Origin of the sequence: Micrococcus sp. APC 4021 (genome assembly GCF_030407635.1) — a bacterium.
GTDB classification, from domain to species: domain Bacteria; phylum Actinomycetota; class Actinomycetes; order Actinomycetales; family Micrococcaceae; genus Micrococcus; species Micrococcus luteus.
Genome location: NZ_JASDCZ010000003.1, coordinates 1 through 21,935, shown reverse-complemented (window position 1 = coordinate 21,935; position 21,935 = coordinate 1). Strand labels below are relative to the sequence as shown.

Annotated in this window: 22 protein-coding genes; 8 read left to right on the top strand and 14 right to left on the bottom strand. The window is 74.4% G+C overall.

Going from position 1 to position 21,935, the window contains the following annotated elements:
- The first annotated feature begins 33 nt into the window (after window positions 1-33).
- From QL983_RS00725 to QL983_RS00705, 5 genes are all read left to right on the top strand, one after another.
- The gene (locus QL983_RS00725; RefSeq protein ID WP_044659442.1) at window positions 34-1,230 is read left to right on the top strand and encodes a glutamate--cysteine ligase; all 1,197 of its coding nucleotides are present in this window, start codon (window positions 34-36) and stop codon (window positions 1,228-1,230) included.
- A gap of 82 nt (window positions 1,231-1,312) precedes the next feature.
- Window positions 1,313-2,488, top strand: a complete 1,176-nt coding sequence (locus QL983_RS00720) for a zinc-dependent alcohol dehydrogenase (protein WP_102708508.1) — start codon at window positions 1,313-1,315, stop codon at window positions 2,486-2,488.
- A complete protein-coding gene (locus QL983_RS00715; RefSeq protein WP_061867100.1) occupies window positions 2,485-3,516 on the top strand; it encodes an NAD-dependent epimerase/dehydratase family protein in 1,032 nt (343 codons plus the stop codon). The genes QL983_RS00720 and QL983_RS00715 overlap by 4 nt, the downstream gene beginning before the upstream one ends.
- 5 nt (window positions 3,517-3,521) lie before the next feature.
- Window positions 3,522-4,016, top strand: a complete 495-nt coding sequence (locus QL983_RS00710) for a hypothetical protein (protein ID WP_061867101.1) — start codon at window positions 3,522-3,524, stop codon at window positions 4,014-4,016.
- Window positions 4,013-5,044 carry a cation transporter gene (locus tag QL983_RS00705; protein ID WP_122054526.1) on the top strand — a complete coding sequence of 344 codons (1,032 nt, stop codon included), beginning with the start codon at window positions 4,013-4,015 and terminating at the stop codon, window positions 5,042-5,044. The genes QL983_RS00710 and QL983_RS00705 overlap by 4 nt, the downstream gene beginning before the upstream one ends.
- Window positions 5,045-5,052: 8 nt before the next feature.
- Here QL983_RS00705 and QL983_RS00700 read toward each other — a convergent pair whose 3' ends face one another.
- From QL983_RS00700 to galE, 12 genes are all read right to left on the bottom strand, one after another.
- Complete coding sequence (locus tag QL983_RS00700; RefSeq protein ID WP_049146667.1) at window positions 5,053-5,583, bottom strand: hypothetical protein; 531 nt, start codon at window positions 5,581-5,583, stop codon at window positions 5,053-5,055.
- A gap of 50 nt (window positions 5,584-5,633) precedes the next feature.
- Window positions 5,634-6,725: a tRNA (adenosine(37)-N6)-threonylcarbamoyltransferase complex transferase subunit TsaD gene (gene tsaD, locus QL983_RS00695; protein WP_122054531.1), complete on the bottom strand. Its 1,092-nt coding sequence runs from the start codon at window positions 6,723-6,725 to the stop codon at window positions 5,634-5,636.
- Between the two features lie 26 nt (window positions 6,726-6,751).
- Window positions 6,752-7,339, bottom strand: a complete 588-nt coding sequence (locus QL983_RS00690; protein WP_123243873.1) for a GNAT family N-acetyltransferase — start codon at window positions 7,337-7,339, stop codon at window positions 6,752-6,754.
- Window positions 7,336-8,007, bottom strand: a complete 672-nt coding sequence (tsaB, locus tag QL983_RS00685; protein WP_044659434.1) for a tRNA (adenosine(37)-N6)-threonylcarbamoyltransferase complex dimerization subunit type 1 TsaB — start codon at window positions 8,005-8,007, stop codon at window positions 7,336-7,338. The genes QL983_RS00690 and tsaB overlap by 4 nt, the downstream gene beginning before the upstream one ends.
- 10 nt (window positions 8,008-8,017) lie before the next feature.
- A complete protein-coding gene (tsaE, locus tag QL983_RS00680; protein ID WP_122054536.1) occupies window positions 8,018-8,644 on the bottom strand; it encodes a tRNA (adenosine(37)-N6)-threonylcarbamoyltransferase complex ATPase subunit type 1 TsaE in 627 nt (208 codons plus the stop codon).
- The gene (gene alr, locus QL983_RS00675) at window positions 8,641-9,846 is read right to left on the bottom strand and encodes an alanine racemase (protein ID WP_290151035.1); all 1,206 of its coding nucleotides are present in this window, start codon (window positions 9,844-9,846) and stop codon (window positions 8,641-8,643) included. Before alr ends, tsaE begins: the two co-directional genes overlap by 4 nt.
- Window positions 9,843-11,420, bottom strand: coding sequence for an NAD(P)H-hydrate dehydratase (locus QL983_RS00670; RefSeq protein WP_290151033.1), 1,578 nt, complete (start codon window positions 11,418-11,420; stop codon window positions 9,843-9,845). Before QL983_RS00670 ends, alr begins: the two co-directional genes overlap by 4 nt.
- A complete protein-coding gene (locus QL983_RS00665) occupies window positions 11,417-11,797 on the bottom strand; it encodes a holo-ACP synthase (protein WP_010080417.1) in 381 nt (126 codons plus the stop codon). Before QL983_RS00665 ends, QL983_RS00670 begins: the two co-directional genes overlap by 4 nt.
- Window positions 11,794-12,453 carry a hypothetical protein gene (locus QL983_RS00660; RefSeq protein WP_290151029.1) on the bottom strand — a complete coding sequence of 220 codons (660 nt, stop codon included), beginning with the start codon at window positions 12,451-12,453 and terminating at the stop codon, window positions 11,794-11,796. The genes QL983_RS00665 and QL983_RS00660 overlap by 4 nt, the downstream gene beginning before the upstream one ends.
- Before the next feature lie 68 nt (window positions 12,454-12,521).
- Window positions 12,522-14,651 carry a glycogen debranching protein GlgX gene (gene glgX, locus QL983_RS00655; protein ID WP_036315853.1) on the bottom strand — a complete coding sequence of 710 codons (2,130 nt, stop codon included), beginning with the start codon at window positions 14,649-14,651 and terminating at the stop codon, window positions 12,522-12,524.
- A 157-nt stretch (window positions 14,652-14,808) separates the two neighbouring features.
- Window positions 14,809-16,680: a glutamine--fructose-6-phosphate transaminase (isomerizing) gene (gene glmS / locus QL983_RS00650; protein WP_036315850.1), complete on the bottom strand. Its 1,872-nt coding sequence runs from the start codon at window positions 16,678-16,680 to the stop codon at window positions 14,809-14,811.
- Window positions 16,681-16,730: 50 nt separating this feature from the next.
- A complete protein-coding gene (galE, locus tag QL983_RS00645) occupies window positions 16,731-17,786 on the bottom strand; it encodes a UDP-glucose 4-epimerase GalE (protein WP_036315848.1) in 1,056 nt (351 codons plus the stop codon).
- Between the two features lie 110 nt (window positions 17,787-17,896).
- On the opposite strand from galE, the gene coaA reads away from it, so the two are divergent.
- From coaA to mscL, 3 genes are read left to right on the top strand one after another with little or no spacing between them, the layout of a single operon-like run.
- Window positions 17,897-18,871: a type I pantothenate kinase gene (gene coaA, locus QL983_RS00640; protein ID WP_235187741.1), complete on the top strand. Its 975-nt coding sequence runs from the start codon at window positions 17,897-17,899 to the stop codon at window positions 18,869-18,871.
- Window positions 18,872-18,874: 3 nt separating this feature from the next.
- The gene (locus QL983_RS00635; protein WP_036315844.1) at window positions 18,875-19,624 is read left to right on the top strand and encodes a M15 family metallopeptidase; all 750 of its coding nucleotides are present in this window, start codon (window positions 18,875-18,877) and stop codon (window positions 19,622-19,624) included.
- Window positions 19,625-19,674: 50 nt separating this feature from the next.
- Window positions 19,675-20,097 carry a large conductance mechanosensitive channel protein MscL gene (gene mscL / locus QL983_RS00630; RefSeq protein WP_036315841.1) on the top strand — a complete coding sequence of 141 codons (423 nt, stop codon included), beginning with the start codon at window positions 19,675-19,677 and terminating at the stop codon, window positions 20,095-20,097.
- A gap of 94 nt (window positions 20,098-20,191) precedes the next feature.
- Here the strand turns inward: mscL and QL983_RS00625 are convergent, their stop codons facing one another.
- Together QL983_RS00625 and glmM are read right to left on the bottom strand one after the other, a co-directional pair.
- On the bottom strand, window positions 20,192-20,419 hold the full coding sequence (locus QL983_RS00625; RefSeq protein WP_010080407.1) for a hypothetical protein: 228 nt from the start codon (window positions 20,417-20,419) through the stop codon (window positions 20,192-20,194).
- Window positions 20,420-20,427: 8 nt separating this feature from the next.
- Entirely contained in the window at window positions 20,428-21,783 is a 1,356-nt protein-coding gene (gene glmM / locus QL983_RS00620; RefSeq protein WP_029248315.1) for a phosphoglucosamine mutase, read from the bottom strand.
- Between the last annotated feature and the right edge of the window lie 152 nt (window positions 21,784-21,935).

Sequence of the window (21,935 nt, the reverse complement as noted above, 5' to 3'; positions counted from 1 at the left end):
ACAGACCGGGCCGGGGCTTCTAGGATGGGCGGCATGACTCTGCCCTTCGCCGACTCCGCGCAGTCCACTCTCGGAATCGAGTGGGAGCTCGCGCTCGTGGATGCCGTGTCCGGCGAGCTGCGCTCCGAGGCCCCGGACCTGCTGCGCACCCTGCATGCGACCGAGGGCCTCGCCGAGGACGACGTGAACCCGCACATGACCAGCGAGCTGCTGCAGAACACGGTGGAGCTCGTCACGGGCGTGCACGAGCGCGTGGACGCCGCGACGGCGGACCTCGGCCGGATCGCCGCGCGCGTGGCGGACGCCGCGGCTGCGCGGGGCATCTCCCTGTTCTGCCAGGGCACGCACCCGTTCGCGGACGCGATCGCGCAGCCCTCGACGCCCAGTGAGCGCTACGACCGCATGCTGGATCTCACCCAGTACTGGGGTCGGCAGCTGCTGATCTTCGGCGTGCACGTGCACGTGGGCCTGGACGACGTCTCCAAGGCCATGCCGGTGGTGAACGGCCTGGTCAACCGCGTGCCGCACCTGCTCGCACTCTCGGCCTCGTCCCCCTTCTGGGCGGGCACGGACACGGGCTACCAGTCCCAGCGCACCCTCCTGTTCCAGCAGCTGCCCACGGCCGGCCTGCCGTTCCAGTTCCAGGAGTGGGAGGGCTTCGAGCGCTGCGTGGCCCAGATGGAGCAGGTGGGCATGATCGCGGACGTCACCGAGTGCCGCTGGGACGTGCGGGCCGTGCCCCGCCTGGGCACGGTGGAGATGCGCGCGTGCGACGGCCTGGCCACGCTCGAGGAGATCGCCGCCGTGACCGCCTACACGCAGTGCCTCGTGGATGACCTGTCCGCGAGCCTGGAGCGCGGTGAGACGGTCGAGGTCCTGCCGCCGTGGCACGTGCAGGAGAACAAGTGGCGCGCCGCCCGGTACGGCATGGACGCCACCGTGATCGTGGACGCCCGGGGCACCCAGGTCCCGCTGGCGGAGCACCTGCCGGCGGAGATCGAGCGACTGACCCCGGTCGCCGAGCGGCTGGGCTGCGCGGCGGAGCTCGCCGGCGTCCAGGCGATGATCGACGACGGTGGCGCCGCGCGTCAGCGTCGCGTGGAGGCACAGGCCCTGGCCGGCCCGCCGGCCGCGGGTGAGGACACGGATGACGCGGTGGCCCCGTTGCGCGCGGTCGTGCTGGACGCCGCCGCCCGCACCCGCGCGTCGCTGGACGGCCGCACCGGCTGAGCGGCCGCTCCCCCGGCGAGGTGGCGGCCCTGCCGCGTCTCCATGCTTCCCCCGGCCCGTCCGGCGCGTCTACGGTCGCACCATGCGAGCACTCACATGGCAGGGAAAGCGCAACGTCGCCGTCGAGGACGTCCCGGATCCGCGGATCCAGGAGCCGACGGACGCGATCATCGAGGTCACGTCGACCGGCATCTGCGGGTCGGACCTGCATCTGTACGAGGTCCTGGGGCCGTTCATGGACGCGGGGGACGTGATCGGTCACGAGCCGATGGGCATCGTCCGCGAGGTCGGGTCCGAGGTCACCCACATCCGGCCCGGTGACCGGGTGGTCGTGCCCTTCACCATCTCCTGCGGCCGGTGCTGGATGTGTCAGCGCGGGCTGCAGTCGCAGTGCGAGACCACCCAGGTGCGGGAGCAGGGCTCCGGCGCCGCGCTCTTCGGCTACTCCCGGCTCTACGGTTCCGTCCCCGGCGGACAGGCCGAGCTGCTGCGCGTGCCCCACGCGGACTACGGCCCCGTGAAGGTGCCGCACACCGGCCCGGATGAGCAGTGGCTGTTCCTCTCGGACGTCGTCCCCACCGCCTGGCAGGGGGTCCAGTACGCGAACGTCCCCGACGGCGGCACGCTCGCGGTGCTCGGCCTCGGCCCCATCGGCCAGCTGGCGGCACGCATCGGCGTGCACCTGGGGTACCGGGTGATCGGCGTCGACCCGGTCCCCGAGCGCCGCGCGATGGCGGCCCGGCACGGCATCGAGGTCCTGGACGCCGACGGTGGCGAGGCCGAGGTGCTCCGCGAGCGCACCGGCGGCCGCGGCCCCGACGGGGTCGTGGACGCGGTCGGCATGGAGGCGCACGCCTCCCCGGCGGGGCATGCGGCCCACACCGCCGTGGGCCTGCTGCCCGACGCGCTCGGCCGGGCGGCCATGAAGACCGCCGGCGTCGACCGCCTGAGCGCCCTCCACACCGCGATCGACGCGGTCCGGCGCGGCGGCACGGTGTCGCTCTCCGGGGTCTACGGCGGCATGAAGGACCCGATGCCGATGCTCACCCTGTTCGACAAGCAGGTCACCCTGACGATGGGCCAGTGCAACGTCCGTCGCTGGGTGGACGACCTGCTGCCCCTGCTCGACGACCCGTCCGATCCCCTCGGCGTGCTCGACCTGGCCACGCACACCGCCCCGCTCGAGGACGCGCCCGCCCTCTATGAGACGTTCCAGAAGAAGGAGGACGGCTGCATCAAGGTGGTCCTGAAGCCGTGAGGATCGTCGTCCTGGGCGCGACGGGCAACGTCGGCACCGCTGTCCTGCACCGCCTCCAGGCCGCGGCCGAGGTGAGCTCGATCGTGGGCGTGAGCCGGCGCGGCCCGGACCGGGCCGGAGCGCCCTACGACGGCGTCGAGTGGCACCGCCTGGACGTGGCGGAGCCCACGGCGGCGGGGCGGCTGCGCGAGATCGTGGCCGGCGCCGACGCCGTTGTCGACCTGGTGTGGGTGATCCGCCCCAACCGCGACCGCGACCACCTGCGCGCCGTCAACGTGGCCGGCAACGAGCGGGTGTTCCGGGCCGTGGCCGAGGCGGGCGTGCCCCACCTGGTCTACGCGTCCTCGGTGGGCGCGTACGGGCCCGGGCCGAAGGGCCGCGCCGTGCCCGAGTCCCATCCCACCACCGGGGTCCCCACCTCGCACTACGCCGCGCAGAAGGCCGAGGTCGAGTCGATCCTCGACCGCGTGCAGGCCGAGCACCCTGAGCTGCTCGTGACCCGGCTGCGCCCCGGGCTGATCTTCCAGTCCGCCGCCGGGCCCGAGATCAAGGACTACTTCCTGGGCGACCTCGTCCCCGCCCGGCTGGTCGCCCGCCTGCGCACTCCGGTGCTTCCGTTCCCGCGGGGCCTGCGATTCCAGGCGCTCACGGCCCAGGACGTGGCGGACGCGTACTGGCGCGTGATCGTCCACCGGGCAGGCGGCGCCTTCAATGTGGCCGCCGACCCCGTGCTGGACGCGCACACCATGGGCACCGTCCTCGGGGCGCGCCGCATCCTGGAGCTGCCCGTGGGCCTGTTCCGCGCGGCCGCGGCGCTGAGCTACCGGGCACGGCTGCAGCCCACCGACCCGGGGTGGGTGGACATGGCCGCAGCGGTGCCCATCATGGACACCACGGCCCTGCGCGCCGCGACCGGTTGGTCCGAGACCACCGACGCCCGGGAGGCGGTCCGCCTCGTGCTCGACCATCTCGACGGCGCCGAAGGCCTCGGCAACGCCGGGCACCGCTCGCACTCGCCCACGGAATGAGGACGATGACCATCACCCGCCGGGCCGCCCTGGCGGGCCTGCTCGGGGGCGCCGCCCTCGGGTTCACCGCCTGCACCTCCTCCGGCTACCCCGCCGACCCGGACGGCACCCTGGACCGCGTCACGGGCGGGGTGCTGCGCGCCGGCGTCGTGCACCACCCGCCCCACGTGGACGCCTCGGGCGCCGAGCCCGTCGGCCCCGAGCCCGACCTGATCCGCGGCTTCGCGGCGGCGCACGACGCACGCGTCGAGTGGACCGTGGCCGGGGAGGAGGCGCTCATGACCGCGCTGGAGAAGGGTGACATGGACCTGGTGGCCGGTGGCCTGACCTCGGCGTCCCCGTGGACGTCGCACGCGAGCATCACCCGCGACTACGCCGAGGCGGAGGGCCCGGACGGCGAGCCGGTGAAGCTCGTGATGGCCGTGCCCCTGGGTGAGAATCAGATGCTCACGGCACTCGAGGCGTACTTCGACCAGCGCGCAGCGGAGGAGGCCCGATGACGCGGCAGGACACCCGGGAGACGGGGCCGAGCGGGCGCCGGTTCGGCGCCACGGAGCTGCCCCCGGAGATCGAGCGCGTGGTCCAGCAGGCCAAGCGGCTCGAATGGGTGACGCTGGGGGTGATCGTGGTCACGATCGTCCTCGTGGCGATCGTGATGGGCTCCTCGCAGGCCATGCGGGCCGCGTGGATCGAGGACCTGCTGTCCCTGATCCCGCCGATCGCGTTCCTCATCGCCCTGCGCGTGGCCCGCATGGCCCCGACGCGGGCCCGGCCCTACGGCTCTCACCGGTCCGTCGGGGTGGGACACCTCGTGGCCGCCGTCGCCCTGTCCGTGATGGGCGTGGTCCTCGTCGGCGACTCCCTCCTGGGCCTGGTGACGGCGGAGCACCCACCCATCGGCACGTTCGACCTGTTCGGGCACACCGTGTGGCAGGGCTGGTTCATGATGGCCGTGATGGCCCTGTCCGTGCCCGGGCCCATGATCCTCGGCCACAAGAAGCTCACGCTGGCCGAGCAGCTCCACGACCGCGTGCTGTACGCGGACGCGGACATGAACAAGGCGGACTGGCAGACGGGCGTGGCCACCATCGTCGGCGTGGCCGGCATCGGCCTGGGCTGGTGGTGGGCGGACTCCGCTGCGGCGATCTTCGTGGGAGTGAGCATCGTGCTGGACGGCTGGAAGAACCTCAAGGAGGCCGTCACGAACCTGGCGGACCGCCGCGCCACCACGATCGACGGCGCCCGGCCGCACCCGCTCATCGACCGTGCCGAGCGGGTCGCCTGGGCGGAGCCGTGGGTGCGCCATGCGGGCGCCCGCGTCCGAGACGAGGGCCACGTGTTCCACGTCGAGATGTTCGTGGTGCCGCACGAGGGGGCGGACGTGACGGTGGCCCGCTGCTGCGCGCTGCGGGACGCGATCGCCGCCCTGGACTGGAAGCTGCAGGACGTCGTCGTCGCCCCGGTGGACGAGCTGCCCGCCGAGGTGCACGGCGGTCGGTCCGGGGAGCATCAGACGGGCGAGGAGTAGCCCGGGCCTCAGCCGGCCAGGAACCGGCCCTCGAGGGTGGCGGAGGTGATGCGCTGGACCTCGCGCTGCTGGTCGGCGGCCCTCTGACGCAGTGCCTGCATCTCGGCGGCGTCGACCGCCGGCAGGTGCGGCGCGAGCTGTTCGAGGACGTGCCACATCGCGGACTTGGCCTGGAGCATGCCCTGCAGCAGGTCCAGTTCGATCTGCGTCCAGCCGGAGCCGCGCGTGCGCAGCGCGTTCACGGGGTTGAGGCGTCCGCCGACCTCGGCCGCCGCGCCGGCGGCCCGGTCCACCAGCGGGGTGCGGAGACCCAGTTCGCCGATGAGCGCCTCCAGGCGGTCCTGGTCGTCCTGGACGGCGTCGCCGAGGCGGCGCAGCGCGGCCTCCTGCGGGGTGCCGGCCCAGGTCTGCTCGGCGGCGCGGAACGCCTTCACGCCCGAGCGGGAGCCGAGCAGGTGCTGATTGAGGAAGTCCTCCAGCATCTGCTCGTCCACGGCGGCGGAGGTGGACTCGGGGCGGGGGTGCTCATGGCCGGTCATGGGCCCTATCTACGGAACGTGTGGGCGTGGCGGCAAGGGGCCGGGCGCGCTCAGACGCTGACGACCTCGACCGGCTGTCCCGGGTCCGCGCCGAACCACGCGTCGGAGGGGGCGACGCCGTCGCGCACCAGGCGTGCGCCGAGCGCGGCGACCATCGCCCCGTTGTCGGTGCACAGGTTCACGGGCGGGACGGTCAGCTCGATGCCGGCGGAGCGGCACCGGTCGGCGAGCAGGGCGCGCAGGCGCGAGTTCGCCGCGACGCCGCCGCCGAGCATCAGGTGGGTGAGCCCGTGCTCGCGGCAGGCGCGGACGGCCTTGGCGGTGATCACGTCCGCGACGGCCTCCTGGAAGGAGGCGGCGATGTCCGCGCGCGGCACCTCGAGGCCGCGGGCCTCGAACTGCTCCACGGCGCGGGAGACGGCGGTCTTCAGCCCGGAGAAGGACCAGTCGTGCCGGTGCGGGCCGGGCTCCTCGGCGCTGCCGACGAACTTGCCCGCGGTGAGCCCCCGCGGGAAGCGGAAGGCCGTCGGGTCGCCCTCGGCGGCGAGCCGGTCGATCACGGGGCCCCCGGGGTAGCCCGCCCCGATGAGCCGGGCGACCTTGTCGTACGCCTCGCCGGCCGCGTCGTCGATGGTCGAGCCCAGCAGCTCGACCTCGGAGCTGATCCGGCCCACGCGCAGGATCTCGGTGTGCCCGCCGGAGACGAGCAGCGCGCCCAGGTCCGCGGGCAGGTCGTCCCACTGCGCGGGCCGCACGCCGTCCAGCATGCCGACGCCCACGTGCGCCACGAGGTGGTTGATGCCGTAGAGGGGCGTGCCGAGGGCCGTGGCCAGCGCCTTCGCCCCCGCGACCCCCACCATGAGCGCGCCCGCCAGACCCGGGCCGGAGGTGACGGCGATCGCGTCGAGGTCCGCGAGGGTGACGTCGGCGGTGTCCAGCGCGCGGCGGATCGTGGGCACGAGGGCCTCGAGGTGGGCGCGGGCGGCGATCTCCGGGATCACGCCGCCGAAGCGCACGTGCTCCTCCACGGAGGAGGCGACCTCGTGGGCCAGCAGGGCGGTGCCGCGGACGACGCCGACGCCGGTCTCGTCGCAGGAGGACTCGATGCCGAGCACGAGGGGGGCTGCGGTGGCGGTGGGCATGGGCTCCAGTCTAGTGAGCGGCCCGGTCACAGGGCCTTGCGCATGATCACGGCGTCCTCGCCGCCCGGGTAGTAGCGGCGGCGCACATGCAGCTCCTCGAATCCGTGGCGCGCGTAGAGTCGCCGGGCGGCGGCGTTGGAGGCCCGGACCTCGAGCATGAGCGAGCTCGCACCGCGCGCCGCGGCCTCCGCGGCCATCCAGCGCAGCTGGGCCGCCCCGATCCCCCGCCCCTGCGCCGCCGCGACCGTGCCCACGGTCTGCACGTCGGCGACGTCGCCGACCACCATGATCCCGCCGTAGCCGACGATCTCGCCGGGGGCGGGGCCGTCGTCGTCCGCGGAGCCGGGCGCGGGCACGTCGCGGACGACCACGCGGTAGTCCCGGGTGGGCGGGCGGCCGTGCGCGTCCCGTCCGCCGGCGGGGCCGGTCTGGGCGAGCTCCTCCTCGTAGAAGTGCGCGGGCCAGGCGTCGAGCGGGAAGAGGGTGGCCTCGTGGGCGAGCACCTCGGGGATGTCCCACACGGTCATGGGGCGCAGCAGGTATCCGGGCGGCAGCCCGTGCTCGTCCTCGGCGGGGCGCCCGTCGTCGGTCGGGGCCGGCTCGGCCGGGCTCACGCGCCTGCCCGCTTGCGGGGGCCGGGGACCTTGGCGTCGGACTCGCGCAGGTAGAGCGGCTCGGCGGGCACGAGGCCGCGGCCGCGCCGCAGGGCGAGCTCGGCCACCTGCCCCACCCCGACGGCGGACGGCGTGGCCGTCTCCCAGTCCGGCACCGCGCGCAGCGCCTCGGGGTAGAGCCCGGCCCCCGCGCCGTAGACGGGCAGCGGGGTGACCTCGTCCGCCGGCGAGACGAAGGGGCCGTGCAGCAGCGTCGGCTGCCCGCCGACCTGCGCGTAGTGGGCCCAGTAGACCTCGCGGCGGCGGGCGTCCGTGGCGACCACGAACTCCTCGATCCCGTGGCGGAAGGCGTCGACGCCGGCCGCGTGGGCGAGCGCGTCGAGGCTGCGGACCCCGTGCACGGGCACGTCCCACGCCAGGCCGAGGGCGGCCGCGGTCGCCAGACCCGCGCGCAGCCCCGTGAAGGGTCCGGGGCCGACGCCGACCGCGAGCGCGTCCAGCGCGGTGCCGGTGACGCCGGCCTCGCCGAGCACGGTCTGCACCGCGGGGGCGAGCACCTCGGCGTGGGCGTGGGTGTCGTCCGTGGCCCAGTGCGCGAGCTCCTCACCGTCCCGCAGGACGGCGACGGAGGCGGCGGCGGAGGAGTCGATCGCGAGGAGCAGGGCCATGGCCGCCAGTCTACGGAAGCACGACGCCGACCCAGCGCGGGCCGCGGCCGGTCACGACGGCCGAACGCAGCTCCTCGGCCTGGCCCCCGTCCTCGTCGGAGAAGTCGGTGACGATGCCGTCCTCGCCCTCCCCCGCCGGGGCCGCGGGGGCGTCCTCACCCCCGCGGGCCCGGACGATCTCGATGTCCAGCCACGAGGCGTCCGGGTCCTCGGGGAACCCGGCGAGGGACTCGGCCATGCCCCGGCCCCACTCGACGACGGTCACGGAGCGGTCCACGCTCGCGTCGAGGTCGAGGTCCGTGAGCTCCCCCGCCGAGCGCAGCCGGTACGCGTCCACGTGCACGAGGTCCGGGGTGCCCGCCGGGGCGTCGGCCGGGGCGGGGTGGACGCGGGAGAGGACGAACGTCGGCGAGACCACGCCGGAGGCCACGCCGAATCCGCTGGCCAGCCCCTGGGTGAAGGTCGTCTTGCCCGCGCCGAGGTCGCCCGTGAGGATCAGCACGTCGCCGGCGCGGAGCACCCCGGCGAGGGCGCGGCCGAACGCCCGGGTGCCGTCGGCGCCCTCGAGCGGGACCGTCGCCGTCAGCACGGGCTCGGGCAGGGTCGCGCCGGGGGCGGGGATCGCGTGGTCGCTCATGGGCGGGCCTCCTGGGTCGGCGTGGGGTCCACGTGCTGCCGGTCCACGCGGCCTCCGATGCGGGTCACCAGCTCGTAGTTGATCGTCCCGGCGGCCGCGGCCCACTCCTCCACCGGAATGCCGGAGGCCGGTCCGAACAGCTCGACGGCGTCGCCGGGCGCGTCCGCGGCGTCCGGGCCGAGGTCCACCACGAACTGGTCCATCGCGATGCGGCCCACCACGGGGACGGTCCGGCCGCCGACGTGGACGCGCGTGCCCTCGACGACGCGCGGGACGCCGTCGGCGTAGCCGAGGGGCACGAGCCCGAGGGTGGTGGGCTCCGCCGTAACGTGGCGGAACCCGTAGGACACGCCCTGCCCGGCGGGGACGGCCTTGACGTTGGCCAGGACGGTGACGAAGGACATGGCCGGGCGCAGTCCGAACTCGGCCGCGGTGACGTCCGCGAACGGGGAGAGCCCGTACAGGCCCAGGCCGACGCGCACCATGTCCAGGTGCGTGTCCGGCCGGGCGAGGGCGGCGGGCGTGTTGGCCAGGTGGCGCAGCAGCGGGTGGCCGAGCGTCTCGGCGGCCTCGGCGGCCATCCGTTCGAACCGCAGCAGCTGCGCCGTGGTCTCGGCGGCCCGGTCCGGCTCGTCCGCCACGCCGAGGTGGGAGAACACGCCCTCCACCCGCACGAGGCCCGCGGCCTCGAGCTCGGCGGCGCGCGCGACGAGCGCGGGCCACCGCTCGGGCGTGCAGCCGTGGCGGCCCAGGCCGGTGTCCGCCTTCAGATGCAGGACCGCGCGGGCCTCGGGTCCGGCCCCGCCACGGGCCCGCAGCCCGCGGACGGCGTCGGCGACGGCGTCGAGGTCCCAGCCCGAGACGCCGAGGGTCACCTCCGCCTCCACCGCGGCGGCGAAGTCCGTGGCCCCGGTGTGCAGCCACGCGAGCACGGGCAGGGGCACCCCCGCCGCGCGCAGGGCCAGGGCCTCGCGCACGTGGGCCACCCCGAGCCGGTCCGCGCCGGCGGCCGCGGCGGCGCGGGCGACGGCCACCGCGCCGTGGCCGTAGGCGTCGGCCTTGACGACGGCGGTCAGCAGCGGCCGGCTGCCGTCGGGGCGCCGGATCCGCTCCCGCAGCACGCCCACGTTGTGCCGGACGGCCGCCAGGTCGATGCGTGCGGCGCGCTCGGTGTCCGCCGGGTTGACGTCGGCGCGGCTCATCGGACGGCCTCCGGCTCGGCGTCGTCCGGCCACCACAGGTGCGCGACGCGCGCGCCCAGCGCGGTCGGCAGCGTGGCCGTGGTGATCCGCCCGGCGCGGGCCTGGTCGGCCCCGGCCCGGGCGTGCAGCCAGGCGGCGGCGGCCGCGAGCCGGGCCGTGGGCGCCGGGCCGGGATCCTCCCCGGCCCGGCGCGCCCGCGAGCGCCGCGCCACGTCCGCGGCCAGGACGGCACCGATCGCCCCGGAGAGCACGTCGCCGGTGCCGCCCATCGCGAGGTCGGGCCCGCCGCCGGTCACGACCCACGCCTCGCCGTCCGGGGCGACCACGAGGGTGCGCGGGCCCTTGAACAGGACCGTGGCGCCGTGTTCGGACGTCCACGCCCGCAGCGCGGCGAGCGGGTCGGCGGCGTCGGCACCGTCCGCGGGGACGCGCTCGCGCAGGCGGGACCACTCCCCGGCGTGCGGCGTCAGGACCACGGGCGTGCCGGCCGCGCGCAGCGACCGCAGCTCGGCGGCGGTGACCAGGTCCAGGGCCGAGGCGTCGGCGACCAGGGCCGCCTCCGGCCGCTCCTCGAGCGCGGCGAGGACGCCGGCCCAGCGCCGCCGCGCGTCGTGCTCGGTGTCCAGGCCGGGGCCGGCCACCCAGGCGTCCGCGCGCGACGGCTCGGGCCCCTCCGCCGAGACCAGCGCCTCGGGGTGGGCGGCGAGCACCAGGTCCCGGGTGGTCTGCGGCCCGGCGTGGTGCACCATGCCCGCGCCCGTGTGCAGCGCGCCCGCGCTCGCGAGCACGGCGGCCCCCGGGTAGCGCTCCGATCCGGCGACGACGGCCACCACGCCGCGCGTGTACTTGTGGGCCTCGGCCGCGGGGGCCGGGTGGGCGGTCCGTGCGGCGGCCTCGTCCATCACGCCCAGCCGCGCGGCCGGCGACGTCGGCAGGTGCGGTCCCAGCCCGATGTCCGCCACGTGCACGGTGCCCGCGCGGCCTGCCCCCTCCCCGAGGACGAGGCCGGACTTGAGGGCGCCGAACGTCACGGTCGCGGCCGCGCGGAGGGCCTCCCCCCGCACCTCGCCGGTGTCCGCGTCGACGCCGGAGGGCACGTCGCACGCCAGCACGAGCGCATCCGCCGGCAACGCGCGCGCCGCGGCGGGCAGCGCATACTCTCCGCTGAAGCCCGTGCCGAGCACGCCGTCCACCACGAGCGCCGCCTCGAAGGGCACCGCATCGGCGCAGCGCCCCCCGACCGCCCGCAGCGCGGCCCAGCCCTCGGCGTGCCAGCGCGGGGCGCCGTCGTCGTCCCGGCGGACGGGCACGGCGACCGCGGCCACGCCGCGGCGCCGCAGGAACGCGAGCGCGAACAGCGCGTCCCCGCCGTTGTTGCCGGGGCCGACGAGGGCGGCCACGGTCGTCCCGGCCACCGGGCCACGTTCGCGCAGCAGGGCGGCGGCGTGCCCGGCCAGGGCCCAGGCGGCGGCGCGCATCAGCTCCGGGCCGCGGCCGGCCGCGAGCAGGGGCTCCTCGGCCGTGCGCACGGCCGAGCCGGTCACGGCGATGCGGGTCAGGTCATCGGCGGTCATGCGGACTCCTCCTCGGCCGCGCGGCGTTCGGCGACCACGTAGGCGGTGGCGACGTCCCCGTCATGGCTGAGGGAGAGGTGCCAGTGGGTGATGCCCAGGGCCTCGGCCTGGGCCTGCACGGTGCCGGTCAGGTGCACGGTGGGGCGGCCGTCGCCGTGGTCCGGGCGCGGGATCCAGCAGTGGTGCCACATCATCCCGGGCGGGGCGCCCATGGCCTTGGCGATCGCCTCCTTGGCGGCGAAGCGCGCGGCCAGCGAGCGCAGCGGCAGGTCCCGCTCATCCTCGGTGAACAGGCGTGCGCGCAGCGCCGGGGTGCGCTCGAGCTGCGCCCGGAACCGCGGGACGTCCACCACGTCCACCCCCACGCCGACGATCACACCGCCCCCGCCCGCCGGGCGCCCACGACGACGGCGCCGGCCTCGTCCCCGACGGGCTGCCCGCGCAGTCGCTTGGCCAGGTCGAGCGGCCACTGCAGCACGCCGGGCAGCTGCTGGTCGCAGCCCGGCGTGAGCATCGCCTTCCCGTAGGCCAGCACGCCGTAGACGCCGTGCTGCAGGCGGCCGAGCCGGTCGAAGCCGGCGTCGAACGCGTACAGGGACACACGGCCCTCCTCGGGGGTGAAGCACCGCTCCGCCAGCAGCCGCGCGCGCTCCACGTGCTGGTGGAAGGTGAGCACGCCCAGGTGGTGCAGGCCGAGCTCGCGCATGCGTTCGCCCGCGTGGATGACCTCGCCCTGGGTGGTCACCGGATCGGGCGCGAAGCACTCGACGGTGACGCCGGCCAGCCGCGGGTCGCGCTCCTCCGGGCCGCCGCACAGCTTCTCGTGCCCGTCCGGCCCCAGGTACGCGGAGACGAAGAGCCGGTCGGTGAGGCCGGACGCGGCGAGCTCGATCGCGGCGTCGTAGACGCGGGGCTGGCTGTAGAGGACGAGGAGGGCGTCCACACGCGGTGCGTCGTCCGGGTGCGGGTCCGTCACGGCGTGCGTGGCCCACCCCGCGCCGAAGGCCAGTGCCAGCGCCGCCAGGGTGGCCACGGTGGCGCAGAGGGCCCGCGCCCACCGCGGCAGGCTACGGCGGACGCGCCCCCGGTCGACCCGCTCGTTCATGCGCCCTCGGGCACCTGCCGCAGCACGACGGTGGAGCGGGCCGGGAGCTCAAGCACGTCCCCGGCACGCACGCGGGGGCGGGTGCCGTCCGGGGCGACGTGGGACGAGGTGTCCACGACGACCTCCCACTCCGCCGGGAACGTGGGCCCGGGCAGGGTGTACGGCACGGGCTCCCACCACGCGTTCATGAGGACGTAGAAGTCCCGGTAGGGCTCCTCCCCTTCCTCGTCCCCGCGGGTGAGCATGTGCCCGTTGAGGTAGAAGCCGATCGACCGGGCCTCGGCGCCCCAGTCGTCCTCCGTCTTGGCGGTCGCGTCCGGCTCGAGCCACACGATGTCCGGCAGGGGCGCCTCGACGTCGCGGGCCGCGGGGCGACCGTCGAAGTGGTGGCGACGGCGGAACACCGCGTGGTCACGGCGCAGCGCGATCAGGTCGCGGGTGAACGCCACGAGCGAGTCGTCCATGGCGGACCAGTCGATCCACGAGATCTCGTTGTCCTGGCAGTAGACGTTGTTGTTGCCGCCCTGGGTGCGGCCCAGCTCGTCGCCGTGGCTGATCATGGGCACGCCCTGGCTGATCAGCAGGGTGGCCAGGAAGTTGCGGCGCTGGCGGGCGCGGAGCGTCACGACCTCGGGGTCGTCGGTCTCCCCCTCCACGCCGCAGTTCCACGAGCGGTTGTGCGCCTCGCCGTCGTTGTTGTCCTCGCCGTTGGCCTCGTTGTGCTTCTCGTTGTAGGAGACGAGGTCGCGCAGCGTGAAGCCGTCGTGGGCCGTGACGAAGTTCACGGACGCACCGGGGCCGCGCCCGTCCCCCTCATACAGGTCGGCCGAGCCGGTCAGGCGGGTGGCGAACTCGCCGAGGGTGCCGGGCTCGCCGCGCCAGAAGTCGCGTACCGCGTCCCGGTACATGCCGTTCCACTCGGACCAGAGGCCGGGGAAGTTGCCCACCTGGTAGCCGCCCCAGCCCACGTCCCACGGCTCGGCGATGAGCTTGACGGTGCGCAGCACCGGGTCCTGGCGGACCACGTCGAAGAACCCGGAGAACATGTCCGGGCCCTGCTCCCCCTCCACCCGGGTGAGGGTGGTGGCCAGGTCGAACCGGAAGCCGTCCACGTGCATCTCGGTGACCCAGTAGCGCAGGGAGTCCATGACCAGCTGGAGGGCCTTGGGGCTGGAGAGGTCCACCGAGTTCCCGGTGCCCGTGTAGTCCATGTAGTGCCGCTCGTCACCCTCGACGAGGTGGTAGTAGCCGGCGTTGTCCAGCCCGCGCAGGCTGAGCATGGGGCCCTTGTCGTTGCCCTCGGCCGTGTGGTTGTAGACCACGTCGAGGATCACCTCGAGACCGGCGGCATGCAGGTCCTTCACCATCTGCTTGAACTCGCGGACCTGGCCGCCCACCTCCGAGGAGGAGGCGTAGGCGGCGTGCGGGGCGAAGAAGCCGAGCGTGTTGTAGCCCCAGTAGTTGCTCAGCCCCTTCTCCTGCAGGGTGGCGTCGTTGACGAACTGGTGCACGGGCATCAGCTCGACGGCGGTCACCCCGAGCTCGGTCAGGTGGCGGACCACCTCCGGGTGGGCCATGCCCGCGTAGGTGCCGCGCAGCTCCTCCGGGACGGCGGGGTGCAGCTTGGTCATGCCCTTGACGTGGGTCTCGTAGATCACCGTGTCCGTGAGCTCGACGGCGGGTGGGGCGTCATCGCCCCAGTCGAAGTCCTCGGCGACGACGACGCCGAGCATGCTCGTGCCCAGGTTGTCCGAGGTGTCGATGCGGTCCGGCTCGTCGAAGTCGTACGAGTGGTGCTGCTGGCCCCACTCGTAGTCGCCGGTGAACGCCCGCGCGTACGGGTCCACGAGGATCTTGGCCGGGTTGTGCCACAGGCCGCGGGCGGGGTCCCAGGGGCCGTGCACGCGGTAGCCGTAGCGCTGCCCGTGGCCGATGCCCGCCACGTGGGCGTGCCACGTGGTGCCGTGCCGCTCCTCGAGAGGGATGCGCGTCTCCGTGCCGTCGTCGGCGACGAGGCACAGCTCGACCGCCTCCACCTCGCGGGAGACCGCGAGGGCGAAGTTGGTGCCGGTTTCGTCCACGGTGGCCCCGAGGGGGTACGGCTGGCCGATCTCCACTGTGTGCATGACTCTCCGGGGTCTCGTCGTGCGGCCCGCCGGGTGCGGCGGGCCTCCTCGGGGAGTCTACTGGGGCGGGAGGACACCGTCCCGGACGCGTCGCGGGCCCGGCCGCTGTGTGGCGGCCGGGCCCGGCAGGAGAGGTCTCGGTGGCCTCAGCGGCGGATCACTCCACCGTGACGGACTTGGCGAGGTTGCGCGGCTGGTCCACGTCGTAGCCCTTCGCCGTGGCGAGCTCGAGGGCGAAGATCTGCAGCGGGACCGTGGTCAGCAGCGGCATGAGCATCGGCTGGGTCTCGGGGACCTCGAAGACGACCTCGGCCTGGCCGCGCACGGCCGCGTCGCCGCGCTCGGCGACGGCGAAGGTGCGGGCGCCGCGGGCGCGGACCTCCTGGATGTTCGAGACCACCTTGGCGTGCAGCGAGTGACGGTCCAGGGGCGAGGGCATGACCACGAAGACCGGCTGGCCGTCGTCGATCAGGGCGATCGGGCCGTGCTTGAGCTCGCCCGCGGCGAAGCCCTCGGCGTGGATGTAGGCGAGCTCCTTGAGCTTGAGCGCGCCCTCCATGGCCACCGGGTAGCCGACGTTGCGGCCGAGGAACAGGACGGAGGTGGCGTCGGCCATGGAGCGGGCGAGCTCCTTGACCTGGTCCTTGGCGGCGAGGATCTCCTCGATCTTGCCGGGGATCGCCCCGAGGTCCGCCAGGATGTCCTTGATCTGGCCGCTGAACAGCTTCTTGTTCAGCTGGGCCAGGTACAGGCCCAGCAGGTAGGCGGCGGTGATCTGCGCCAGGAACGCCTTGGTGGAGGCGACGGCGATCTCGGGGCCGGCGTGCGTGTAGAGCACGGCGTCCGACTCGCGCGGGATCGTGGAGCCGTTGGTGTTGCAGATGGACACGGTGCGGGCGCCCTGCTCCTTGGCGTAGCGGACCGCCATGAGGGTGTCCATGGTCTCGCCGGACTGGGAGATGGACACCACGAGGGTGTGCGGGTCGATGATCGGGTCGCGGTAGCGGAACTCGTGGGAGAGCTCCACCTCCACGGGGATCCGGCACCAGTGCTCGATGGCGTACTTGGCCACCGTGCCCGCATAGGCGGACGTGCCGCACGCCAGGACGATGATCTTGTCGACGGCCTTGAGCTCCTCGGGGTCGATCCGCAGCTCGTCCAGCATCAGGGCGCCGGCGGCGTCCGTGCGGCCCAGCAGGGTGTCCTGCACGGCCTGGGGCTGGTCGTGGATCTCCTTCTCCATGAAGGTCTCGAAGCCGCCCTTCTCCGCGGCCGAGGCGTCCCAGTCCACGGTGAAGCGCTTGCCGTCGGCGGGGCCGCCCCGGAAGTCCGAGATCTCGACGGCGTCGGCCGTGATCGTCACGACCTGGTCCTGCTCGAGCTCGATGGCCTCGCGGGTGAAGTCGATGAAGCCGGAGACGTCCGAGCCGAGGAAGTTCTCCCCCTCGCCCAGGCCGACGACGAGCGGCGAGTTGCGGCGCGAGGCCACCACGCGGTCCGGGTGGTCCACGTGCACGGCCAGCAGGGTGAAGGCACCCTCGAGGCGCTGGGAGGCCAGCTGCATGGCGCGGGTCAGGTCCTGGCCGGCCGCGTGCCGGTAGACGTCGGCGAGGAGGTGGGCGGCCACCTCGGTGTCCGTCTCGGAGAGGAACTCGACCCCCTTCGCGAGCAGCTCCTCGCGCAGCTCGGCGTAGTTCTCGATGATGCCGTTGTGGATGAGCGCCAGCCGGCCCTCGTCCGCCACATGCGGGTGGGCGTTGCGGTCGGTGGGGCCGCCGTGGGTGGCCCACCGGGTGTGGCCGATGCCGACGAGGCCGGTGGGGATGGGGTGCTCGGCGAGCTCCTCGGCGAGGTTGGCGAGCTTGCCCGCCTTCTTCCGGTGGTACAGCTGACCGCCGTCCACCACGGCCACACCGGCGGAGTCGTATCCGCGGTATTCGAGACGACGCAGGCCCTCCATCAGGACGTCGAGAGCGCCGTGCTCACGATCCGACTGGGGCTGGCCGATGTATCCGACGATTCCGCACATGCGCACGAGAATACCGGGCCGGACCCGTCTTCCGCGCACGGCGGGCCGGCTCACTCCGCCCGGGACGAGAACCCCGCGGGATTGGCCTCCTGCCAGGCCCAGAGGTCCCGCACCATCGCGGTCACATCGCGCCGGGCGTGCCAGCCCACCTCGGCGCCGATCGCGTCCACGGCCGCGCACGACTCGGCGATGTCCCCGGGCCGGCGCTCGACCACGCGGTAGGGGATGCGGCCGCCCGTGACCGCCTCGAAGGCGCGCACCATCTCGAACACGGTGACGCCCTCGCCCCGGCCGATGTTCCAGACCCGGGTCGTCGTACCGCCCCCGGTCGCCACCCGGGCCGCGAGCCATTCGAGCCCGGCCACGTGCGCCTCCGCGAGGTCCATCACGTGGATGAAGTCGCGCACGGCGCTGCCGTCGCGCGTGTCGAAGTCCGCGCCGAACACCCGCAGCTCGGGGTACGCGCCGGAGGCCACCCGCGCCACGAAGGGCATGAGGTTCGCCGGCACCCCGCTCGGGTCCTCGCCCAGCCGCCCGGAGGGATGCGCGCCGACCGGGTTGAAGTAGCGCAGCATCGCCAGCCCGCCGCCGTCGACCGTGGCGCAGACGTCGCGCAGCACCTGCTCCGCCATGAGCTTGGAGTGCCCGTAGGGCGAGACCGGGTCCGTGGCCGCGTCCTCGGCGACCGGCACCGGCGCGCGGTCGCCGTACACGGTCGCGGAGGAGGAGAACAGGACCGTGCGGACGCCGGCCGCGAGCGCGGCCTCGGCGACGGCGGCCGTGCCGCCCACGTTCACGTCGTAGTAGGCGGCGGGGCGGGTCATCGACTCGGTGGGCGACTTCAGCCCGGCGAAGTGCACGAGTGCGGCCGGGCCGAAGTCCGCGAGCGCCCCGCGGTAGTCCTCGGGGCGGCGGATGTCGGCCACGTGCAGGCGCAGCCGCGACCCGCCCAGACGCGTTCCGGCGAGCTCGGCGACGCGCTCCAGCGACGTCGTCGTCGCCGTGACCAGGCTGTCCAGGACGAGGACGTCGTGGCCCGCCTCGAGCAGCGTGAGCACGGTGTGGGATCCGAGGTATCCGGCACCGCCGGTCACGAGAACGCGCATGGGCCGATCCTATCCGGGCCCTGTGACGTCACGCGGGGGCCCGCTCCGGGCGGGCCGCGGCCATAATGGATCGGGTGACCTACACCCCCCCGACCTCCGAGCTGCCCCTCGTGGGCCCCGAGGAGCCCGCGGACGCCGTGCCCGACGGCCACCAGCGCTCCCCCTTCGTGGAGCTGGACCGCCAGACCTGGGCCCGTCTCGCCTCGGAGATGGCGCAGCCCTTCGACCAGGCGGACGTGGAGCGTCTGCGCGGCCTCGGCGAGCATCTGTCCCTGCGCGAGGTTGCCGAGGTCTACCTTCCGCTCTCGCGCCTGCTGAGCATCAACGTGGAGGCCTCCGCGGCCCTGCGCAGCGCGACCAACGCGTTCCTCGGCGAGCGGACGGGGCGCACCCCGTACGTGATCGGGGTGGCCGGGTCGGTCGCCGTCGGCAAGTCGACGACGGCGCGCGTGCTCCAGGAGATGCTGCGCCGCTGGCCGACCACACCGCGCGTCGAGCTGGTCACCACGGACGGCTTCCTGCACCCCAACGCGGTGCTGCACGAGCGCGGCATCATGTCCCGCAAGGGCTTCCCCGAGTCCTACGACCGCCGCGCGCTGCTGCGCTTCATGGCGGACGTCAAGTCCGGGGCGCAGGAGGTGCGCGCGCCCGTGTACTCGCACATCACCTACGACATCGTGCCGGGCGAGGAACAGGTGGTGCACCGTCCCGACGTGCTGATCGTGGAGGGACTCAACGTGCTGGCCCCGCCGCGCACCCGGGCCGACGGCACCGCCGGGCTCTCCGTCTCCGACTTCTTCGACTTCTCGGTGTACGTGGACGCGCGCGCGTCCTGGATCCGGTCCTGGTACATCGACCGGTTCATGGGTCTGCGCTCGGGGGCCTTCGCCGACCCGCGCAGCTACTTCCACCGGTACTCCTCCCTGTCGGACGCCGAGGCTCAGGCGACGGCCGAGTCCATCTGGGACTCCATCAACGGCCCGAACCTCGAGCAGAACGTGCGCCCGACCCGCGGGCGCGCCCGGCTGGTGCTCACGAAGAACGCGCACCACGAGGTGACCCGCGTGCTGCTGAGGAAGGTCTGACCCATGCGTCGCACCCTCCCTCTCGCCGCGCTGGCCGCGCTCGCGCTGCTCGCGGCCGGTTGCGGCACGCCCGCCGCGGGCCCGTCCTCGACGCCGACGACGCCGACGTCCGGCTCCGCGAGCGCGGCCGCGTCGTCCCGCGCCGCCTCGAGCACGGCGCCGTCGTCGGGCACGCACGCCGACCCGGCCACCCTCGACGTCGTCGTGAACAAGACCCGCCCCGTGGCCCCGCCCGACTGGGCGCCCTCGGATCTGGTGGCCGTGCCCGGCAGCGAGCTGCCCCTGCGGGCGGAGGCCGCGACGGCGGCCGCTGACCTGCTGGATGCCGCCGCGGCGGCGGGCCACCGCCTCACCACCCTGAGCGCCTACCGCTCGTACGACTACCAGGTCCGGACGTACGGCCACTGGGTCGACGAGCTGGGCCGCGCCGAGGCCGACCGCGTCTCCGCGCGTCCGGGGTACTCCGAGCACCAGACCGGCCTGGCCTGGGACGTGGGCGACGCCGCGACCCCCGCGTGTGACCTGGAAGCGTGCTTCGGCGACACCGCCGCGGGCCGTTGGGTGGCCGCGCACGCCGCCGAGTACGGGTTCGTCATCCGCTATCCCGCCGGGGCCGAGGACGTGACGGGCTTCGATCACGAGCCGTGGCACCTGCGCTACGTCGGGTCCGCGGAGGCGGCCCGGGTCGAGGCGGCCGGCGGCGTCCTCGAGACCGCGTGGGGTCTGCCGCCGGCGCCGGACTACGCGGACTGAGACGCACGACCCTGTACCGCGCCGCCTTCGTGACACGTAGGATTCTCCCCATGCTCCAGGGATTCAAAGACTTCATCATGAAGGGCAACGTCCTCGACCTTGCCGTCGCCGTCATCATCGGCGCCGCCTTCGGCAAGATCGTGAACGCGCTCGTCGAGGCGGTCCTCATGCCGCTCATCGCCGCCGCCGTGGGCTCGCCGAACTTCGACTCGTTCGCCGTGCTGACGGTCAACGGCAACGACGTGAAGTTCGGCGTGCTGCTCACCGCCATCGTCAACTTCCTGCTCATCGCCGCGGCCGTGTACTTCGCCATCGTGATGCCGATGAACAAGATGATCGAGGCCCGCAACCGCCGCCTCGGCATCGACCCCGCCGAGGAGGAGGTGGCCGCCGACGTCGCCGTGCTCACCGAGATCCGCGACCTGCTCGCCGAGCGCCGCGGCGGCCCCACCTCCGGGACCACCGCCCTCTGATCTCCCCCTGTCCGACGCCGAAGGGCCCGGGACGACTCACGCGAGTCGCCCCGGGCCCTTCCTTCATGCCCGCGGCGGCGCGGGGGCCGTGCCCTCAGGGACGCGACGTCGTCCGGTCCGCGCTGGACCCGGCGTCCGGGGCGACCTCCGAGTCCTGCCGGTCCGGATCCAGGCACGGCAACCACTCCACGGGGGCGCTCTGCCGCGCGCACACGGGCGCGTCCACGGCGAGGAACGCGGCCGACCACAGGACCGCCAGCCCCGCGAGCAGCCCCGCGAACAGGGTCCAGCGGCGGGGCCGGGGGGCCGCGTCCGACGTCATCGGTCCGGTCAGTCGTGCAGGCGCAGCTCGCGCTGCACGACGTCGGCCAGCACCTGGGCCTCCCGGCCGGCGGTCTCCTCGTCCGGGGCCTCGACCATGACGCGCACGACCGGTTCCGTGCCCGACGGGCGCAGCAGCACGCGGCCGGTCTCGCCGAGGCGGGCCTCCGCCTCGGCCACCGCCGCCTGGACGGCCTCGTCCTCGGCGGCGCGGGACTTGTCCACGCCGCGCACGTTCACGAGGACCTGGGGCAGCCGGTCCATCACCGCGGCCAGCTCGGAGAGCGGGGTGCCGGTCTCGGCGACGCGCGAGGCGAGCTGCAGGCCGGTGAGGACACCGTCACCGGTGGTGGCGTGGTCCGAGAAGATCACGTGGCCGGACTGCTCGCCGCCGAGCGAGTAGTCGCCGAGCTTCATGCCGGCCAGGACGTAGCGGTCGCCCACCTGGGTCTCGACGAGCTGGACGCCCTCCCGGCCCATGGCCAGCTTCAGGCCCAGGTTGGACATGACGGTCACGACCAGGGTGTCGTCGCGCAGGACGCCGCGGTCCTTGAGTGCCACGGCCATGACGCCCATGATCTGGTCGCCGTCGACGACCTCGCCGCGCTCGTCCACGGCGAGGCACCGGTCGGCGTCGCCGTCGTGCGCGATGCCGAGGTCCGCGCCGTGCTCGCGCACGGCCGCCTGGAGCTTCTCGAGGTGGGTGGAGCCGTAGCCGTCGTTGATGTTGAGTCCGTCCGGGGACGCGCCGATCACCACGACCTCCGCGCCGGCGGCGCGGAACGCCTCGGGCGAGCAGCCGGCGGCCGCGCCGTGTGCGCAGTCCAGGACGACCTTGAGCCCGTCCAGCCGGTGCGGGAGGGTCTGCAGGAGGTGGAGGACGTAGCGGTCCTCGGCGTCCGCGAAGACGCGCACGCGGCCCACGTCCGCGCCCTGGGGCCGCCGCGGCGTCACGCCCTCGAGGTGACGGATGATCTCGTCCTCCTGCGCGTCGGTCAGCTTCTCGCCGCCGCGCGCGAGGAACTTGATGCCGTTGTCCGGGGCCGGGTTGTGGGAGGCGGAGATCATCACGCCGAAGTCGGCGTCCAGGTCCCCCACGAGATAGGCGGCGGCGGGAGTCGGCAGCACGCCGGCGTCCCACACGTCCACGCCCGAGGACGCCAGACCCGCCTGCACGGCGGCCGCGATGAACTCGCCGCTGATGCGCGGGTCCCGGGCCACGACGGCGACCGGGCGTCGGCCGGCGTCGAAGGCCTCCGCGCCGAGGACGGGCGAGGCGGCCTGGGCCAGCTGGACGGACAACTCCACGGTGAGGGTCTCGTTGGCCAGGCCACGGACGCCATCGGTTCCGAACAATCTCGACATGATCAGTCAGTGTAGGGGCCGCCCCTGCGGCCTGCATCACGGGAGGGTCACGAAACGGGCCCGGGGGCGGTAGCATCGGACCGGTCGAGCCCCCGCGGCCGCGCGCCCGTCCGCTCACATCCGCCCGGGAGGCCCCGCCCCGAACCCGAAGG

Bases quoted from the DNA above. Each gene is read 5' to 3' on its own strand.
- QL983_RS00670 (WP_290151033.1), bottom strand. From the start codon at position 11,420: ATGACCGCCGATGACCTGACCCGCATCGCCGTGACCGGCTCGGCCGTG.
- QL983_RS00705 (WP_122054526.1), top strand. From the start codon at position 4,013: ATGACGCGGCAGGACACCCGGGAGACGGGGCCGAGCGGGCGCCGGTTC.
- tsaD (WP_122054531.1), bottom strand. From the start codon at position 6,725: ATGCCCACCGCCACCGCAGCCCCCCTCGTGCTCGGCATCGAGTCCTCC.
- galE (WP_036315848.1), bottom strand. From the start codon at position 17,786: ATGCGCGTTCTCGTGACCGGCGGTGCCGGATACCTCGGATCCCACACC.
- QL983_RS00710 (WP_061867101.1), top strand. From the start codon at position 3,522: ATGACCATCACCCGCCGGGCCGCCCTGGCGGGCCTGCTCGGGGGCGCC.
- QL983_RS00625 (WP_010080407.1), bottom strand. From the start codon at position 20,419: ATGACGTCGGACGCGGCCCCCCGGCCCCGCCGCTGGACCCTGTTCGCG.
- tsaE (WP_122054536.1), bottom strand. From the start codon at position 8,644: ATGAGCGACCACGCGATCCCCGCCCCCGGCGCGACCCTGCCCGAGCCC.
- glmM (WP_029248315.1), bottom strand. From the start codon at position 21,783: ATGTCGAGATTGTTCGGAACCGATGGCGTCCGTGGCCTGGCCAACGAG.
- mscL (WP_036315841.1), top strand. From the start codon at position 19,675: ATGCTCCAGGGATTCAAAGACTTCATCATGAAGGGCAACGTCCTCGAC.
- glgX (WP_036315853.1), bottom strand. From the start codon at position 14,651: ATGCACACAGTGGAGATCGGCCAGCCGTACCCCCTCGGGGCCACCGTG.
- QL983_RS00635 (WP_036315844.1), top strand. From the start codon at position 18,875: ATGCGTCGCACCCTCCCTCTCGCCGCGCTGGCCGCGCTCGCGCTGCTC.
- tsaB (WP_044659434.1), bottom strand. From the start codon at position 8,007: ATGGCCCTGCTCCTCGCGATCGACTCCTCCGCCGCCGCCTCCGTCGCC.
- alr (WP_290151035.1), bottom strand. From the start codon at position 9,846: ATGAGCCGCGCCGACGTCAACCCGGCGGACACCGAGCGCGCCGCACGC.
- QL983_RS00720 (WP_102708508.1), top strand. From the start codon at position 1,313: ATGCGAGCACTCACATGGCAGGGAAAGCGCAACGTCGCCGTCGAGGAC.
- QL983_RS00700 (WP_049146667.1), bottom strand. From the start codon at position 5,583: ATGACCGGCCATGAGCACCCCCGCCCCGAGTCCACCTCCGCCGCCGTG.
- glmS (WP_036315850.1), bottom strand. From the start codon at position 16,680: ATGTGCGGAATCGTCGGATACATCGGCCAGCCCCAGTCGGATCGTGAG.
- QL983_RS00725 (WP_044659442.1), top strand. From the start codon at position 34: ATGACTCTGCCCTTCGCCGACTCCGCGCAGTCCACTCTCGGAATCGAG.